This is a genomic window from Comamonas sp. MYb396 (assembly GCF_037479555.1).
Taxonomy (GTDB): domain Bacteria; phylum Pseudomonadota; class Gammaproteobacteria; order Burkholderiales; family Burkholderiaceae_C; genus Comamonas.
In genome coordinates this window covers 223,512-239,169 of record NZ_JBBGYU010000007.1, presented here as the reverse complement: position 1 = coordinate 239,169, position 15,658 = coordinate 223,512, and the positions used below count along the sequence as shown (strand labels likewise).

At 63.7% G+C, this 15,658-nt stretch carries 18 protein-coding genes; 3 read left to right on the top strand and 15 right to left on the bottom strand.

The annotated features are described in order from the left end of the window. Positions 1-16: 16 nt before the first annotated feature. Positions 17-997, bottom strand: a complete 981-nt coding sequence (locus WH265_RS17385; protein WP_339518308.1) for a LysR family transcriptional regulator — start codon at positions 995-997, stop codon at positions 17-19. A gap of 159 nt (positions 998-1,156) precedes the next feature. On the opposite strand from WH265_RS17385, the gene WH265_RS17380 reads away from it, so the two are divergent. Then, positions 1,157-2,323 (top strand): MFS transporter, encoded by a 1,167-nt coding sequence (locus WH265_RS17380; protein ID WP_339559091.1) that lies wholly within the window; start codon positions 1,157-1,159, stop codon positions 2,321-2,323. Positions 2,324-2,327: 4 nt separating this feature from the next. Here the strand turns inward: WH265_RS17380 and WH265_RS17375 are convergent, their stop codons facing one another. The 6 genes from WH265_RS17375 to rpsP all read right to left on the bottom strand — a co-directional run bounded on the left by WH265_RS17375 (position 2,328) and on the right by rpsP (position 6,450). After that, positions 2,328-3,305 (bottom strand): CobD/CbiB family protein, encoded by a 978-nt coding sequence (locus tag WH265_RS17375; protein WP_021027927.1) that lies wholly within the window; start codon positions 3,303-3,305, stop codon positions 2,328-2,330. A 47-nt stretch (positions 3,306-3,352) separates the two neighbouring features. Then, complete coding sequence (locus tag WH265_RS17370) at positions 3,353-4,096, bottom strand: CoA pyrophosphatase (RefSeq protein WP_339559090.1); 744 nt, start codon at positions 4,094-4,096, stop codon at positions 3,353-3,355. Positions 4,097-4,189: 93 nt separating this feature from the next. After that, complete coding sequence (rplS, locus tag WH265_RS17365) at positions 4,190-4,573, bottom strand: 50S ribosomal protein L19 (RefSeq protein WP_027011119.1); 384 nt, start codon at positions 4,571-4,573, stop codon at positions 4,190-4,192. A gap of 133 nt (positions 4,574-4,706) precedes the next feature. Then, positions 4,707-5,483: a tRNA (guanosine(37)-N1)-methyltransferase TrmD gene (gene trmD, locus WH265_RS17360; RefSeq protein ID WP_339559089.1), complete on the bottom strand. Its 777-nt coding sequence runs from the start codon at positions 5,481-5,483 to the stop codon at positions 4,707-4,709. A gap of 39 nt (positions 5,484-5,522) precedes the next feature. Next, entirely contained in the window at positions 5,523-6,095 is a 573-nt protein-coding gene (gene rimM, locus WH265_RS17355) for a ribosome maturation factor RimM (RefSeq protein ID WP_021027922.1), read from the bottom strand. A 103-nt stretch (positions 6,096-6,198) separates the two neighbouring features. Beyond that, positions 6,199-6,450 carry a 30S ribosomal protein S16 gene (gene rpsP / locus WH265_RS17350; protein WP_116927508.1) on the bottom strand — a complete coding sequence of 84 codons (252 nt, stop codon included), beginning with the start codon at positions 6,448-6,450 and terminating at the stop codon, positions 6,199-6,201. Between the two features lie 107 nt (positions 6,451-6,557). Here rpsP and WH265_RS17345 point away from each other — a divergent pair, with 107 nt between their 5' ends. After that, positions 6,558-7,085, top strand: coding sequence for a GNAT family N-acetyltransferase (locus tag WH265_RS17345; RefSeq protein ID WP_339559088.1), 528 nt, complete (start codon positions 6,558-6,560; stop codon positions 7,083-7,085). Positions 7,086-7,102: 17 nt separating this feature from the next. Continuing rightward, positions 7,103-7,582: a hypothetical protein gene (locus WH265_RS17340; protein WP_339559087.1), complete on the top strand. Its 480-nt coding sequence runs from the start codon at positions 7,103-7,105 to the stop codon at positions 7,580-7,582. A 14-nt stretch (positions 7,583-7,596) separates the two neighbouring features. Here WH265_RS17340 and WH265_RS17335 read toward each other — a convergent pair whose 3' ends face one another. The 8 genes from WH265_RS17335 to WH265_RS17300 all read right to left on the bottom strand — a co-directional run bounded on the left by WH265_RS17335 (position 7,597) and on the right by WH265_RS17300 (position 15,658). Next, positions 7,597-8,529 (bottom strand): alpha/beta hydrolase, encoded by a 933-nt coding sequence (locus tag WH265_RS17335; protein WP_339559086.1) that lies wholly within the window; start codon positions 8,527-8,529, stop codon positions 7,597-7,599. Positions 8,530-8,601: 72 nt separating this feature from the next. Further along, positions 8,602-9,612 carry an inorganic phosphate transporter gene (locus WH265_RS17330; RefSeq protein ID WP_021027918.1) on the bottom strand — a complete coding sequence of 337 codons (1,011 nt, stop codon included), beginning with the start codon at positions 9,610-9,612 and terminating at the stop codon, positions 8,602-8,604. Between the two features lie 31 nt (positions 9,613-9,643). Beyond that, positions 9,644-10,291, bottom strand: a complete 648-nt coding sequence (locus WH265_RS17325; RefSeq protein WP_021027917.1) for a DUF47 domain-containing protein — start codon at positions 10,289-10,291, stop codon at positions 9,644-9,646. A gap of 452 nt (positions 10,292-10,743) precedes the next feature. Continuing rightward, the gene (locus WH265_RS17320; protein ID WP_021027916.1) at positions 10,744-11,475 is read right to left on the bottom strand and encodes an ABC transporter ATP-binding protein; all 732 of its coding nucleotides are present in this window, start codon (positions 11,473-11,475) and stop codon (positions 10,744-10,746) included. A 2-nt stretch (positions 11,476-11,477) separates the two neighbouring features. Continuing rightward, positions 11,478-12,257: an ABC transporter ATP-binding protein gene (locus WH265_RS17315; protein WP_021027915.1), complete on the bottom strand. Its 780-nt coding sequence runs from the start codon at positions 12,255-12,257 to the stop codon at positions 11,478-11,480. A 15-nt stretch (positions 12,258-12,272) separates the two neighbouring features. After that, positions 12,273-13,349 carry a branched-chain amino acid ABC transporter permease gene (locus WH265_RS17310; RefSeq protein ID WP_021027914.1) on the bottom strand — a complete coding sequence of 359 codons (1,077 nt, stop codon included), beginning with the start codon at positions 13,347-13,349 and terminating at the stop codon, positions 12,273-12,275. A 10-nt stretch (positions 13,350-13,359) separates the two neighbouring features. Then, the gene (locus tag WH265_RS17305) at positions 13,360-14,289 is read right to left on the bottom strand and encodes a branched-chain amino acid ABC transporter permease (protein WP_021027913.1); all 930 of its coding nucleotides are present in this window, start codon (positions 14,287-14,289) and stop codon (positions 13,360-13,362) included. Positions 14,290-14,725: 436 nt separating this feature from the next. Beyond that, positions 14,726-15,658, bottom strand: coding sequence for an electron transfer flavoprotein subunit alpha/FixB family protein (locus WH265_RS17300; protein ID WP_339521177.1), 933 nt, complete (start codon positions 15,656-15,658; stop codon positions 14,726-14,728).

Below are 15,658 nucleotides of genomic sequence, written 5' to 3'. Positions count from 1 at the left end.
AGCGGTTGACCAGACCTTAGCCCCGGCACCACTCTTTGGGCAAGGTCTCGGCATGGCCCAGGTCGACATGGGTCTTCAGAAAATCAAGCACGGCCCGGGTGCGCGACGGCAGGCGCTCGGGCTTGCCCAGGTAGACCGCATGGATGGGCTCGAGCACGCCGGTGTTGAAGGCCTCCAGCACCACCTGCAGCCGGCCCGCCGCGATATCGTGCCAGGCATGGAACAGCGACAGCCGCGCCAGGCCCACGCCTTCAACGGCCAGATTGCGCATCACATCGCCATCGTTGACGCGCAGCAGCTCGCCAATGGCCACCTCCACATCCTGCCCCGCCAGCCGGAACGGCCAGTGCGGCACCGTGCGCTGGTAGTTCCAGCCAATGCGCACATGGCCGCCCAGCGCATCGGGGTGGGTGGGCACGCCATGCGCATCCAGATACGCCGGTGCTGCCACGATGACCTGGCGGGTATGGCCCAAGAGGCGCGCCACCATGTCCGAGGCCGGCAGCTTGCCCCAGCGGATCGCGATATCGGCCCGCGCCTCCATCAGGTCGACCACCTCGTCGGTAAAGCTCAGGTCCAGCACCAGGCCCGGGTACTGCTGCATCAGCCGGGCCACCAGCGGCACCAGAATGGCTTGCCCGGTCGATGAGCTGGAGTTGATGCGCACAACGCCCTTGGGCGTGCTGCGCAGCGAGGCGGCCGCTTCGGCCTCCTGCAGATCAGCCAGCACGCGCTGGCCGCGCTCATAGAGCTGGCGGCCCTCGGGCGTCAGCTGCACCCGGCGCGTGCTGCGCAGCAGCAGCTGCGCGCCCAGGCGTGCCTCCATGCGCGCCACGATCTTGCTGGTGGCCGACGGCGACACGCCCAGGTGGCGAGCAGCGGCCGAGAAGCTGCCGTGCTCGGCCACCTGCACAAACACCTCCAGCTCGCCGGAGCGGTTGGTCTCAAAGGTCGGACTGGCGGGAAAGGCGGGATTGCGCATGGTCAAAAGCGTCATAGCTGCAGATGGTGGTGGCAAATTCTGCTCCTATTTGTTCCATTTGGGAACAAATACCTTTCCGCTATTCCGGCTACACAAGAATCAGACCGCGCTTCACAATCCCATTCCTCGCTGATGGCCACCCGGCCTTCGCCCCTACACACAAGGAATCCTCCCATGCCTGTCTCATTGCTGGCGCTCGCCGCCGGTGCCTTTGGCATCGGCACCACCGAATTCATCATCATGGGCCTGCTCACCCAGGTCAGCCAGGACCTGGGCATCAGCATCCCCACGGCCGGCACCCTGATCTCCGGCTATGCCTTTGGCGTGGCCATCGGCGCGCCCGTGCTCACCCTGGCCACGCGCCACTGGCCGCGCAAATGGCTGCTGCTGGGCCTGATGCTGATCTTTATCGCAGGCAATATCGCTGCGGCCATGGCCCCCAGCTATGGCTGGCTGATGGGCGCGCGCATGCTCACCTCGCTCACCCATGGCACCTTCTTTGGCGTCGGCGCCGTCGTGGCCACCGGCCTGGTCGCCAAGGACAAGCAGGCCTCGGCCATTGCGCTGATGTTCTCGGGCCTGACGCTGGCCACCTTGCTGGGCGTGCCGGCCGGCACCTGGATCGGCCAGCATTTTGGCTGGCGCATGGCCTTTGCCACCGTGGCCGTGATCGGCATGGTCGCGCTGGGCATTCTGGCCGCCTTTGTGCCCAGCAAGCTCCAGCAGGCGGCGCCCGCTGCGTTGCGCGATGAGCTGTCCATCCTGGCGAGCACGCCCCTGTGGCTGGGCCTGGGCATGACCGTCTTCGGCTTTGGTGGTGTGTTTGCGCTCTACACCTATGTGGAACCGCTGCTGTCGCAGATCACCCAGATGGGCAACACTGGCGTGGCGCTGAGCCTGCTGCTGTTTGGCGCCGGCTCGGCCGTGGGCAATATTGCCGGCGGCAAGCTGGCCGACCGGGGCGTGGTGCGCGCGCTGTGGATCACCCTGGGCGCCCTGGTGCTGGTGCTGCTGGCAGGCCGCTGGGCCTTTGGCATCTCGGCGGCCGTGGCCATGGCCTATGTGACCGTGCTGGGTGTTGTCGCCTTTGCCACCGTAGCCCCCATGCAGATGCGGGTGATGCAAGGCGTGGGCAGCCAGGGTGCCACCCTGGCCTCCAGCCTGAACATTGCGGCCTTCAACCTGGGCAATGCGCTGGGTGCCTGGGTGGGCGGCAGCCTGATTGCCGGCGCAGGCCTGCTGTCGATCATCTGGGGCGCTGCCGCGCTGTCGGCCATCGGCCTGGTGCTGGTGGCGATGGGTCAGCGCCGCAGCCCAAGCGCTGCGCTGCAGACGGCCTGATCGTTCAGCCCAACAGGCGCGCCAAGGTCAGCAGCGCCAAGAGCAGCATCCAGACCACGACGGAGCGCCACACCAGGCCCACCACGCTGCGCAGGTGGGCGACTTCCGGGTCACGGCCCGGGGTGGTGGCGCCATCGCCCTGGATCTGCAGGGGCGCGGCGGCATCGATATCGACACTGCGGGCGCGCAAGGCCACCCCGCCCAGGCGGATGTCGATGGCACCGGCGGTCGCGGCCAGGATCACGCCATCGTTGTCATTGGGAAAATGCTGGGTCTGAAAGCGCCAACCGTCGATGGCCTCTTCAAAATTGCCCACCACGGCAAAGCTCAGCGCCGTGAGCCGGGAAGGCAGCCAGTCCACGATGGTCCAGGCCTTGGCCGCAACCGTCTCGAAAGCGCCTTGCACCATGGCCACGGGCTGCACCGATGGGCGCGCAAAGCGCGAGGCGTATTCAGCCATGCGGAAAAACACCGCGCCAGCGGGCCCCAGGCCCAGCGCCGAGCCGATGGAGTAGCAGGCCAGCACGCCAAACACATGGCGGTGCGCGGCCAGCACCGAGTACTCGATCACATGGCGCACGATCTCGCGGCGCGGCAGGTCATCGGCGTGGACCTGCTGCCAGTCGGCCAGGTACTGGCGGGCCTGGTCCTCATCGCCGGACTCCAGCGCATGGCGGATGCGGGTGAAATGGTGGCTGAACTGGCGAAAGCCCAAGGTCACATACAGCACCAGCACATGCCAGGCCATCGCCAGGGGCCAGCCCACCAGGGCCACCAGCAGCCAGTGCATGCCCATGGCCAGGGCCGTGGGCAGCAACACCGCCACGCTCCAGGCCAGCCAGCCGTGGCGCTGCTCGCCGGCATCCAGATTGCGGCTGAGCCATTGCACCCAGGCCCGCACACCGGCATAGACCGGGTTGTCGCGAGACAGGGATTTGGCCTGCTCCAGCAGCAGGGCCATCAGCGTGGCGAAAAAACTCATGGACAGTGATCATACCGGCTGTGATGTATCACACAAGCCGTTACAAACTACAACGCGGGTGGAAAGGCCAAAAACCGGTACAAATTGCGCAACATGCTGGCCGTAGCCCCCCAGATAAAGCGCTGCTGGCCCGATGCGGGATCGTCATAGGGCATGGACAGCCAGCGCCGGCTGATCTCGGGCGTGTCGAGCTGCTGCCAGCGGTGGTGCGCGGGGTTCATCAGGAAAGACAGCGGCACCTCGAACACCTCGTCCACCTCGCCCGGGTTGGCCTGCAGGTGGAATGGTGGCTGCACCAGCCCGACGATGGGCGTCACCTCAAAGCCCGAGCCGGTCGCGTACTCGGGCAGGCGGCCAATGATTTCGACCTGCTCGCGCGCCAGCCCCACCTCTTCCCAGGCCTCGCGCAGCGCGGTGTCGTTGATATCGCGGTCCTCCGGGTCCTGGCGGCCGCCGGGGAAGGCAATCTGTCCCGAATGGTTCGTCAGGCCAGCGCTGCGCTGGGTCAGCAGCACATGCATCTCCTGGCGCTGCACCAGCGCCACCAGCACGGCGGCCTTGGCCGGGGGCCGGTCCGTCCAGCTGCGTTCGCGGAAGATTTCCGGCTCACCGCCATGGGGGTGGGCGACAAAAGCCTGGCGCAGCGAATCGGCCAGCAACAGGCGCGGCGCGACCGCCGGCAGGGCCGAGTCGACCTGCACGACCGGCGCGCGGCGCGGATCCATGATGGACGACACCCGCACAGCGGCGGTAGGTGGTGATGAAGGCGAGACAGAAGAGGCGTTAGACATAAACAACAGGCGGCAGACGCAGCGGGCCATGTAAAAAAGCCGCCACAGCTTGCACTGTAGCGGCTTTCAGCACTGGGCTCTGTCGCAGCGTGATTACGCAGCTGCCACAGGTGCTGCCTTGCGTGCTGGCAGCTTTTCCTTGATACGAGCCGACTTGCCGCTGCGTTCACGCAGGTAGTACAGCTTGGCACGGCGCACATCGCCGCGGCGCTTGACTTCGATACCGGCGATCATAGGGCTGTAGGTTTGGAACGTACGTTCCACGCCTTCGCCGCTGGAGATCTTGCGCACGGTGAAGCCGCTGTTCAGACCGCGATTGCGCTTGGCAATCACCACGCCTTCGTAAGCCTGCACGCGCTTGCGCGTACCTTCAACAACGTTCACGCTCACGATCACGGTGTCGCCAGGGGCAAATTCAGGAATGGTCTTGTTCAGGCGAGCAATTTCTTCTTGCTCGAGAATCTGGATCAGGTTCATGGTTTCATCCAACGATCATACGCGCGCCATGAATTTGGCAGCCGCGCCCAGCACGGTGTACGGGGCATGTGCGGCGTGTTGCTTCTCTCACCATTGAAAAAAGCGGCCGTGTAGAGGATCGTAAAACCGGCAATTATAGCGGTTTTGCCAAATTTACCAAATCGGCACTGGCCAGCAAGTGTTCATCCTTGCGGCTGAGCTGCTTGCGGCTGCGCGCCTGGTCCAGCAGCTCAGGGCGGTGGATGGCCGTGTTGCGCAGGCTTTGCTCGCGGCGCCAGCGCTCGATATTGGCATGGTGGCCCGACAGCAGGGCTGCGGGCACCGGCTCGCCTTCCCAGACCTCGGGCCGGGTGTAGTGGGGGCAATCCAACAGACCGTCGAGCGCGGGGTTGAAGCTGTCGAACTGGTGGCTGCCCTCGTCATGCAGCACACCGGGTTGCAGGCGGGCCACCGCATCGAGCAAGGCCATCGCGGCAATCTCGCCGCCCGAGAGCACAAAATCGCCCAGGCTCAGCTGCACATCAACATGGCGGTCAATAAAGCGCTGGTCCACGCCTTCATAACGGCCGCACAGCAAGATGGCGCCCTGCGAATCGGACCAGCCCTGCACCTGGGCATGGTCGATGCGCTCGCCAATCGGCGAGAACAGCACCAGCGGCGCGGGCTGCGCCTCTGCACGCGCTTCGCGGATGGCGGCCAGGCAGTCGGCCAGCGGCTGGGCCATCATCACCATGCCGGGGCCACCGCCAAAGGGGCGGTCATCGACGCGGCGGTAGTTGCCTGGGGCGTAATCGCGCGGGTTCCAGCACTGCACCGCCACCTGGCCGCTGCTGTAGGCGCGGCGCGTCACCCCCACCTCGACAAAGGGGCCAAACAGCTCGGGGAACAAGGTGATGATGTCAAAGCGCATGGAAATTCTCCCCGCTGGCGGCCTGCGTGTCCGGCACGATCAGTAGTCCGGCTGCCAGTCGACCGTGATGCGCTTGTTGGGCAGCGAGACCTCGTCGACAAAGGCGCCGACAAACGGAATCAGGCGCTCCTGCGTCTTGCCGTCTTCTTCGTAGTTCAGCACCAGCACGGTCTGGGGGCCCGAGGCCATCAGGTCGCTCACAGTGCCCAGTGCCACGCCTTCGCGGTTGACCACGGCCAGACCCAGCAGGTCCACCCAGTAGTACTCGCCGTCGTCGGTCTTGGGGAAATCAGCGCGCGAGATGAACACCCGCGCACCTTTGAGCTTTTCGGCCTGGTCGCGGTCGTCCACGCCCTGGGCCCAGCCCACCATGCCATCGCCATGGAAACGCGCCTGGCGCATCTCCAGTTGGGCAACGCCCTGGAAGTGGCGTGCGCCTTTCTCGGGCGGCTGAATGAACCACAGCTTGGACTTGAGCAGCGCCTGCGGGTCGGGGCTGAGGGCAATCACCTTGAACCAGCCCTTGACGCCCCAGGCATCAGCGATGCGCGCCACTTCAATGGCGTCATCGGGCAAGGTGGCAGGGCTTAACAACAACTCGGTAGCGGGCATGGCAGTTCAACAGGGCAATAAAAAACGGGCCGCAGTGCTCATCGCAGCAGCGGCCCGCATGCACGAATGGTACCGGAGCACCAGCCGTGATGAGAGAGGCAAATTAAGCAGCCTTGGCAGCAGCTTGCTTGACCAGACGGTCCACGGTGGTGGAAGCCTGAGCACCAACGCTCTTCCAGTAAGCCACGCGGTCCAGAGCAACGCGCAGGCCTTCAACGCCTTCCTTGGCCAGTGGGTTGTAGAAACCCACGCGCTCGATGAACGAGCCGTCACGGCGCACGCGCTTGTCAGCAACGACGATGTTGTAGAACGGACGGGCCTTGGAGCCGCCGCGGGAGAGTCGAATAACGACCATAATAATCCTTCGGGTGGTTAGTTTTCTTACCACGTTTGAGACACGCAACTAGCCACCCGGCCAGCGACACGCAGTAAAGCCGCAAATTATACAAACTTCTTTCAACTATGCCAAGTGTTCGTGCCAGTACCCCTGATGACATCCCCGCGCTGACCCGCATTTATGCCCACCATGTGCTGCATGGCACGGGCAGTTTCGAGACCGAGGCCCCCAGCGAAGCAGAAATGACCCGGCGCCGCGACGAGGTATTGTCGCGCCAGCTGCCCTACCTGGTGGCGGAGGACGACGATGGCCAGATCCTGGGCTATGCCTATGCAAACTGGTTCAAGGCCCGGCCGGCCTACCGCTTCTCAGCCGAGGATTCGATCTATGTGGCAGATGGGCAACATGGCCGGGGCCTGGGGCGCCTGTTGATGAACGCCTTGATCGCGCACTGCGAAGCGGCTGGCGTGCGCAAGCTCATCGCCGTGATCGGGGACTCCAACAACCTCGGCTCGGTCGGCGTGCACCGCGCAGCCGGTTTTACCCAGGTGGGCGTAATGCGCTCGGTGGGCTGGAAATTTGGCCGCTGGTTGGATATCGTGATGATGGAAAAAACCCTGGGCGATGGCGACAACAGCGCCCCCACCACCTAAACCACCCCACCCACCCTATGAGCCACCCCATCACCCACGCGATGCCGCGCAGCAAGAGCAAGACCCTGGCCACCTGGCTGGCTTTTCTGGGGGGGCCTTTGGGCCTGCACCGCTTCTACCTGCATGGCCTGGGTGACATGATTGGCTGGATGCTGCCCATCCCCACGGCGCTGGGCCTGTATGGCATGGAGCGCATTGCCAGCCATGGCATTGACGACCAGATCAGCTGGGTTCTGGTGCCGTTGCTGGGCTTTACCATTGCCGCCTGCGCATTGACGGCCATCGTCTACGGACTGATGGCGCCCGAGAAGTGGAATGCCCGCCACAACCCCGGCCTGCCCGAGGACGCGCTGCCCGGCCGCACCCGCTGGCTGACGATCTTCGGCATTGTGGCCTCGCTCCTGATCGGCACCACGATCCTGATGGCCAGCCTGGCCTACAGCTTTGAGCATTACTTCCAGTACCAGATCGAGGAAGCGCGCAAGATTTCGCAGTAAAAGGTTGGTGAAGGTCAGTGCGACTGCAGATGCACGCTGAGAAAGCCAAACACCTGCGCCTCATAGGCCTGCGGCGCAAACTGGTACAGGTCCACATGGGCCGCGCCCGGCACCAGCCATAGCGGCTGCAGCGCCTGCGGCCCCGGATGGGCCTGGCCTGCCGCCTCCGCCATCTGCCGGGTTTCAGCGGGTGGGGTGTAGCGGTCTTCGGTGCCGCCCAGCACCATCACCGGCCGGTTCCAACCGGCCAGGCGGTCCAAAGGCCGCAGCTGGTACGGATCCAGGCCCAGCCGCAGCGGCATCTGCCAGAGCAACAACGGCGTGGCAATCGGCGCCAAAGGGGCCAAGGGGCCCAGCACCGCACGCACCCGGTTGTCCACAGCAGCCTCCATGCTCGGGAACACGGCTTCGAGCACCACGGCATCGGGCAGCTGCAACAGATCGGCCATCAGCAGCCCGGCGCCGCCGAGCGACGCGGCGATCACCGCCACCTTCTCTGCAGGCTGCTGCGCCTGCAACCAGGCCAGCGCAGCGGCAATGCCCAGGCCCTCGCGCGGCCCGAAGGACAGCATCTCGCCATCGCTTTGGCCATGGGCCGGCAGATCGATCAGCAGAACCGCGTGGCCGCGCGCATGCAGCGCCAGCGCCCGGGGCAGCATCGCGCGCCGGTCTGCACGCACGCCATGCAGCAGCAGCACGGCGCCCTGCCCGGGCGTGCCCGCTGCATACCAGCCCCGCACCATGCCTTGCGAAGTGGCGATCTCCACGGCGGTGGCACCCAGTTCTTGCGGTGCTGCGCCAATCTCTGGGCGGTACGGTTGGCTCAACCAGCCTGCCAGCCACCAGGCCAGCGCCAGCACCGCCAGCAGCAAGGCGGCCAACACAGCGGCCACCCAGGCCAGCGGATGCAGCGAAAAGATCGAAGGGGTCAGTGCGGGGTCGGTCATGCCTTGGCCAAAAAACAAAACGGCTGGCAGATCATATCCGCCAGCCGCCTTTTAGCTATCGCACCGCCACTGTCAATAGAGCTGCAGGCTCACCCAGTAAGCAAAGGCCGCCACAAAGGCGCTCGCCGGAATGGTCAGCACCCAGGCCCAGACGATATTGCCGGCCACACCCCAGCGCACCGCGCTCATGCGCTGGGTGGAGCCCACGCCAACGATGGCGCCGGTGATGGTGTGCGTGGTCGACACGGGGATGCCCAGCGCGGTGGCGATGAACAAGGTCATTGCGCCACCGGTTTCGGCGCAAAAGCCGCCGACGGGCTTGAGCTTGGTGATCTTCTGGCCCATGGTCTTGACGATGCGCCAGCCACCAAACATCGTGCCCAGGCCAATGGCCGCGTAGCAGGAGATGATGGCCCAGGCAGGAGGATCGGCATCATTGGGCGATGCATAGCCGGTGGACAGCAGCAGCAGCCAGATGATGCCGATGGTCTTTTGCGCATCATTGCCGCCGTGGCCCAGGCTGTAGGCACCGGCAGAGACCAGCTGCAGGCGGCGGAACCACTTGTCCACCTTGCCCGGCGTGGTGCGGCGGAACAGCCAGGCCACGATCACCATCATGATCGACCCCAGCAAAAAGCCCAGCACCGGAGAGACAAAGATGAAGGCCACGGTCTTCCAGATGCCGCTGGCGACCAGCGCACCGGAGCCCGCCTTCGCAATCACCGCGCCCACGATGCCGCCGATCAGCGCATGCGAGGAGCTCGACGGGATGCCGTAGTACCAGGTGATCAGGTTCCAGGCGATCGCGCCCACCAGGGCGCCAAAGATCACATGGGTGTCGACAATGCCCGGGTGAACAATGCCTTTGCCGATGGTCGCCGCCACGCTCAGGTGAAAGACAAAGATCGCCACAAAGTTGAAAAATGCCGCAAACACCACCGCTTGGGTGGGCTTGAGCACGCCGGTAGAGACAACGGTCGCAATCGAGTTGGCCGCGTCATGAAACCCGTTCATGAAGTCGAACAAGATGGCCAGCGCCACCAGCACGACAATCACCCACAGGGCTGTTTGCATCGGTTCCATGGAAGTTCAGTCTCCTGCTTGCTGCAAAGGATCAGGAGTTTTCCAGGATGATGCCTTCGATGTGGTTGGCCACATCCTCGCACTTGTCGGTGATGGTCTCGAGCAGCTCGTAGATGGCCTTGAGCTTGATCACCTCGCGCACATCGGGCTCCTCACGGAACAGCTTGCTCATTGCAGAGCGCATCACGCGGTCGGCATCGCTCTCGAGGCGGTCGATCTCCTCGCAGGTCTTGATGGCCGCCTCGGTGGTCGAGGGATCGGCAATGCGGTCGAGCATCTTGACGGCATCACGCACGCGCTCGCAGCACTTGACGCTCAGGTCCGTCAGGCGGGTGATTTCTTCGGTCATGTGGCGCACGTCGTAGAGCGCCATGGTCTCGGCCGAGTCCTGGATCAGGTCAGCCACATCGTCCATGGTGTTGATCAGCGAGTGGATCTGTTCACGGTCGATGGGGGTGATGAAGGTCTTGTGCAGGGTGCGGTTGACCTCGTGGGTCACGCGGTCGGCTGCGCGCTCGGCATTGTCCACGTCCTGGTTGTATTTTTCGCGCAGATGGGGGTCGTTGTAGTTGGCCACCAGTTGGGAGAACGCGTGGGCCGCTTCAACGATGCGGTCGGCGTGCTGGTTGAACAGTTCGAAGAAATTGCCTTCGCGCGGCAAGAGTTTGCCAAAGAGCATGGGTGCACCTATTCGGTTTCAATGCAAAAAAGGGAAAAACCTGCGCACACCCGGCCGGAATCTGGCTTGTCAGCCCCGGCTCCCTGGCCCCGCCGCCACCCTGCAACTCCTTGAATTGCCAGCGGTGTCAGCGGTTTGCAGTGCGCAAAATCTGTCATTCACGGCGCATTGCTGCACTGCAAAATTCACCAATTTTAAATGCAATTGTCATTTCTTTGTCGCATTTGAGGCCGCGACGCCTAAAACAGCGCAGCCTGCGCCCTGCCCGCCGTGCCCGTTACAGAGGGAGAACGGCAGCGCTGGCGCTGTCTCCCAAAGCGCGCTACCTTGCGCTTGCCGCCATCAGCTCCAACCGTACTTTTGCAGGGCGACGGCCAAATGCCTGCGCCAACCGGCAGCAATAAAAAAAGCACTGCCGAGGCAGTGCTTGGGGAGCTGGATGCGCGCTGCCGCTATTCGCCCAGATAGGCAGCACGCACCTTGGGGTCGGCCAGCAGCTGCTGGCCAGGGCCGGTCATCGTGATGATGCCCGACTCCATCACATAGCCCCGGTCGGCAATGGCCAGCGCGCGGCTGGCGTTCTGTTCCACCAGCACGATGGTCACGCCCATCGCATAGACATCGCGCACCACCTCGAAGATCTTGTCCACCATGATGGGAGACAGGCCCATCGATGGCTCGTCGAGCAGCAGCAGCTTGGGCTGGGCCATCAGCGCACGCGCCATCGCCAGCATCTGCTGCTCGCCGCCGGACATGGTGCCCGCCAGCTGGTCCTTGCGCTCGCGCAGACGCGGGAAGATGTTGAACATCTTCTCGATATCGGCCTGGATGCCGGCCTTGTCCTTGCGCAGGTAGGCGCCCAGCATCAGGTTGTCGGTGATGGTCTGGCGCGTGAACACGCCGCGCCCTTCGGGCACCATCACCAGGCCCTTGGCCACCAGGTCCCAGGCGCCCCGGCCCTTGAGGTTCTCGCCCAGGAACTCGATCTGCCCGTCATTGATGGCCTGGGTGGCCGTCACCGCCTTCATCGTCGTGGTCTTGCCCGCGCCGTTGGAGCCAATCAGCGATACCAGCTCGCCCTCATGCACCTCGAAATCGACGCCCTTGACGGCCTGAATGCCCCCATAGGCCACTTTCAGCCCACGCACCTTCAGCAGTACGGGGTTGGATGTCTTGTCAACCATGCTCAGTGTCCTCCGGTGCCCAGATAGGCCTCAATCACTTTTTCGTCTTTCTGCACCTCGGCCGGGGACCCTTCGGCCAGCCGCTTGCCATAGTCGAGCACCGTCACCCGGTCGCACAGGCCCATCACCAGCTTCACATCATGCTCGATCAGCAAGATGGTGCGGTTGTCCTTGCGGATGCGGTCGATCAGCTCGCGCAGCTGCACCTTCTCGGTCGCATTCATGCCGGCGGCGGGTTCATCGAGCGCAATCAGCTGCGGGTCGGTGGCCAGCGCACGGGCAATCTCCAGGCGGCGCTGGTCGCCATAGGACAAGGTGCGCGCCTTGTAATCGGCATAGCGCTCGATGCCCACATAGGCCAGCAGCTCGCGGGCGCGCTCGGCAATGGCCCGCTCCTCGGCCTTGAAGCCCGGCGTGCGAAAGATCGCGCCCAGGAGGCCCGAATGGCTGCGCACATGGCGGCCCACCATCACGTTCTCCAGCGCCGTCATGTCGGAGAACAGACGGATGTTCTGGAAGGTGCGCGCAATGCCGGCCTTGGCCACCAGGTGCACGGCCTTGGGCTCATAGGGCTTGCCAGCGAGCTCAAAGCTGCCGCTGTCGGGCGTGTACAGCCCGGTGATCACATTGAAGAACGTGGTCTTGCCGGCACCGTTGGGGCCGATCAGGCCATAGACCTGGCCGCGCTCGATGGTCAGACCCACATCCGAGAGGGCCTGCAAGCCGCCAAAGCGCTTGGAAATGCCTGCCACCTTGAGTGCAGGAGCTTGTGTATTCGTCATGCTCGTCTCTCCTGCTCAGTCTTTCTGGATCGCGCTCTTGCCATGCTCGGGTGCGGGCCACAGGCCACGTGGGCGCAGCAGCATCACCACGATCATCGCCACCGCAATCAAGAGCTGGCGCAGGATGGAGGCATCCAGACGGCCATCGGTCATCTGCTGCAGCGGGCCGGCCACATAGCGCAGCACCTCGGGCAGCGCCGACAGCAGCACGGCGCCCAGAATGACGCCGGGGATATGGCCCAGGCCGCCGAGCACCACCATGGCGACGATCATGATCGACTCCATCAGGCTGAAGGACTCGGGCGAGACAAAGCCCTGGAAGCCGGCAAACATCGCGCCGGACACGCCACCGAACGTGGCCCCCATGCCAAATGCCATCAGCTTGAGGTTGCGGGTGTTGATGCCCATGGCCTTGGCGGCAATCTCGTCCTCGCGGATGGCCATCCAGGCGCGGCCGATGCGCGAATCCTGCAAGCGGTAGCAGATCACCACACTGGCCACGACCAGCAGCAGGAACAGGTAGTAGTACAAGGTGACCGACGAGACTGTGTAGCTGCCGATCTCCAGCGGCTTGGCAAAGTCAAAGCCAAAGATCTTGATCGAGTCGATCTGGCCCAGGCCCTTGGGCCCATTGGTGATGTTGACGGGCTGGTCCAGGTTCAGCATGAAGATCCGGATGATCTCGCCAAAACCCAGGGTCACGATGGCCAGGTAGTCCCCGCGCAGCTTGAGCACCGGAAAGCCCAAGATCATCCCCGCTATCGCCGCCAGCAACGCGGCCAGCGGTATCACCAGCCAGATGGAGGTGTGCAGGCCATTGGGGAACATGGCCTTGAAGCCTTCAAAGGTCTCGGCCAGGTGGGGCGAGGCCATCAGGCCCAGCATATAGGCGCCCACGGCGTAAAACGCCACATAGCCCAGGTCCAGCAGGCCGGCAAAGCCCACGACGATGTTCAGGCCCAGGGCCAGAAGGACATAGAGCAGTGCCAGGTCGGCAATGCGCACCCAGGCGTTGCCAAAGGACTGCAGGATCAGCGGCAATACCAGCAGCGCAATCGCGCCCACAATGAACTGTGCTTTGTTGTTCTTCATGCGGTTCCCCTTAAGCCCGATCGGCCACCCGCTCACCCAGCAAGCCCGAGGGGCGCAAGGTCAGCACGATGATCAGCACGATGAACGAGAAGATATCGACATACTGGCTGCCCAGCACGCCACCGGTGAGCTGGCCGATGTAGCCCGCGCCAATCGCTTCGACCAGGCCCAGAATCATCGCACCCACCACGGCGCCGGCCAGGTTGCCGATACCGCCAAACACGGCCGCAATAAAGGCCTTGAGGCCGGGCAAAAAGCCCATGGTGTGCTGCGCCGTTCCGTAGTTCGAGGCCCAGAGCACGCCGGCAATCGCCGCCAGCACCGCACCGATCACAAAGGTGGCCGAGATCACCATGTCGGGCTTGATGCCCATCAGCGCCGCCACGCGGGGGTTCTCTGCCGTGGCCCGCATCGCGCGGCCCAGGCGGGTGTAGTTCACCAGGTACATCAATACCGCCAGCACCACCGCCGTCACGCCCAGCACCAGGATCTGGGTCGGCGTGATCACCGCGCCGGCCAGGTCAAAGGGCTCCATCGGCAGCAAGGTCGGATAGGGCTTGTAGTTGGGCTTCCAGATGATCATCGCCAAGGTCTGCAGCAGGATCGACATGCCGATTGCGGTGATCAGCGGCGCCAGGCGCGGGCTGTTGCGCAGCGGCCGGTAGGCCAGCTTCTCGATCGTGAAATTGAGCACCGCCGCCACTACACAGGCAATGAGCGTCGCTATCAGCAAGATGACCCAGCCCGGCGTTCCCGGCATGGCCTCCTGCATCACGCCGATGATGCTCCAGCTGGTCAGCACCCCTATCATCAGCACTTCGCCGTGCGCGAAGTTAATCAATTGAATAATGCCGTACACCATGGTGTAGCCCAAGGCTATCAAAGCGTACATGCTGCCCAATACCAGACCATTAATGATCTGCTGCAGCAAAATATCCATACAACCAACCCTTCAGCTTGGAACCACAACAGCGAAAACTGCATGAAACGGGGGTCTCCCGCGATGCAGCCGCCTCTAACCGCGATAACAGTTTTATGCGGATCGAAACAATTCTATAGACGCGACCTCGGTTTTTTGGCGACTAGGCCGCTAGCGCTTTCCCTAGTGACCCATGCGCAAACCGCATGAATACAGGCGAGACTGCTGTGGACACCTAGGGAATTTACTAGGTATCGATTCAACAAATCGCGACGCGCTTTTTACAATTGATGCAGCAAACACAATAATCAAACCGGTGGCTGCGTCTCGCGGCTGGAACACTGGTGTAAATACCTATATCGGCTTTCAGTTGCATAAACAACCAAATAAACGCTGTGCCGACGAGGCATAAAAAAACGCGGCCTGGGCCGCGTTCTACGTAGAGCTGGATCAGCGTTTAGAGCTTGCTGGCCATCTCAGGCACGGCCTCAAACAGGTCGGCCACCAGGCCGTAGTCGGCCACGCTGAAGATCGGCGCTTCTTCGTCCTTGTTGATCGCCACGATCACCTTGGAGTCCTTCATGCCGGCCAAGTGCTGGATGGCGCCCGAGATGCCCGCTGCCACATACAGCTGGGGCGCGACGATCTTGCCGGTCTGGCCCACTTGCAGGTCGTTGGGTGCGTAGCCCGCGTCCACCGCTGCGCGGCTTGCGCCAATGGCCGCGCCCAGCTTGTCGGCCAGCGGGGTCATCACTTCGTTGAACTTCTCGGCGCTGCCCAGCGCGCGGCCACCGGAGACGATGATCTTGGCGGCCGTGAGTTCCGGGCGGTCGTTCTTGGTCACTTCACGGCCCACAAAGCTGCTCTTGCCGCTGTCGGCTACGGCTGCTGCGTTCTCGACCGCAGCCGAGCCACCGGTGGCAGCGGCGGCATCAAAGCCGGTGCCGCGCACGGTGATGACCTTGGTGGCATCGATGGATTGCACGGTGGCAATGGCATTGCCCGCGTAGATGGGGCGCTCGAAGGTGTCGGCGCTCACCACCTTGGTGATGTCGCTGATCTGGGCGACGTCGAGCTTGGCTGCCACGCGTGGGGCGACGTTCTTGCCCGAGGCGGTGGCTGGCGCCAGGATGTGGCTGTAGTTGCCGGCAATGGCCAGCACCTGCGCGGCCAGGTTTTCAGCCAGGCCATCTTTGAGTGCCGGGCCATCGGCCAGGATGACTTTGGCAACGCCTGCGATCTGGGCTGCGGCCTGGGCTGCAGCTGCAGCGCCAACGCCTGCTACCAGCACATGCACATCGCCGCCGCAAGCCAGGGCTGCGGTGACGGTGTTGAGCGTGGCGGTCTTGATCGTTTGGTTGTCGTGTTCTGCAATAACGAGTGCGGTCAT

Coding starts and splice junctions, on each gene's coding strand:
- WH265_RS17385 (WP_339518308.1), bottom strand. CDS start 997: ATGACGCTTTTGACCATGCGCAATCCCGCCTTTCCCGCCAGTCCGACC.
- WH265_RS17305 (WP_021027913.1), bottom strand. CDS start 14,289: ATGGATATTTTGCTGCAGCAGATCATTAATGGTCTGGTATTGGGCAGC.
- WH265_RS17315 (WP_021027915.1), bottom strand. CDS start 12,257: ATGACGAATACACAAGCTCCTGCACTCAAGGTGGCAGGCATTTCCAAG.
- WH265_RS17330 (WP_021027918.1), bottom strand. CDS start 9,612: ATGGAACCGATGCAAACAGCCCTGTGGGTGATTGTCGTGCTGGTGGCG.
- rimM (WP_021027922.1), bottom strand. CDS start 6,095: ATGCCCGCTACCGAGTTGTTGTTAAGCCCTGCCACCTTGCCCGATGAC.
- WH265_RS17380 (WP_339559091.1), top strand. CDS start 1,157: ATGCCTGTCTCATTGCTGGCGCTCGCCGCCGGTGCCTTTGGCATCGGC.
- rplS (WP_027011119.1), bottom strand. CDS start 4,573: ATGAACCTGATCCAGATTCTCGAGCAAGAAGAAATTGCTCGCCTGAAC.
- WH265_RS17375 (WP_021027927.1), bottom strand. CDS start 3,305: ATGAGTTTTTTCGCCACGCTGATGGCCCTGCTGCTGGAGCAGGCCAAA.
- WH265_RS17325 (WP_021027917.1), bottom strand. CDS start 10,291: ATGCTCTTTGGCAAACTCTTGCCGCGCGAAGGCAATTTCTTCGAACTG.
- WH265_RS17300 (WP_339521177.1), bottom strand. CDS start 15,658: ATGACCGCACTCGTTATTGCAGAACACGACAACCAAACGATCAAGACC.
- WH265_RS17320 (WP_021027916.1), bottom strand. CDS start 11,475: ATGGTTGACAAGACATCCAACCCCGTACTGCTGAAGGTGCGTGGGCTG.
- WH265_RS17345 (WP_339559088.1), top strand. CDS start 6,558: ATGCCAAGTGTTCGTGCCAGTACCCCTGATGACATCCCCGCGCTGACC.
- WH265_RS17335 (WP_339559086.1), bottom strand. CDS start 8,529: ATGACCGACCCCGCACTGACCCCTTCGATCTTTTCGCTGCATCCGCTG.
- WH265_RS17310 (WP_021027914.1), bottom strand. CDS start 13,349: ATGAAGAACAACAAAGCACAGTTCATTGTGGGCGCGATTGCGCTGCTG.
- rpsP (WP_116927508.1), bottom strand. CDS start 6,450: ATGGTCGTTATTCGACTCTCCCGCGGCGGCTCCAAGGCCCGTCCGTTC.
- WH265_RS17370 (WP_339559090.1), bottom strand. CDS start 4,096: ATGTCTAACGCCTCTTCTGTCTCGCCTTCATCACCACCTACCGCCGCT.
- trmD (WP_339559089.1), bottom strand. CDS start 5,483: ATGCGCTTTGACATCATCACCTTGTTCCCCGAGCTGTTTGGCCCCTTT.
- WH265_RS17340 (WP_339559087.1), top strand. CDS start 7,103: ATGAGCCACCCCATCACCCACGCGATGCCGCGCAGCAAGAGCAAGACC.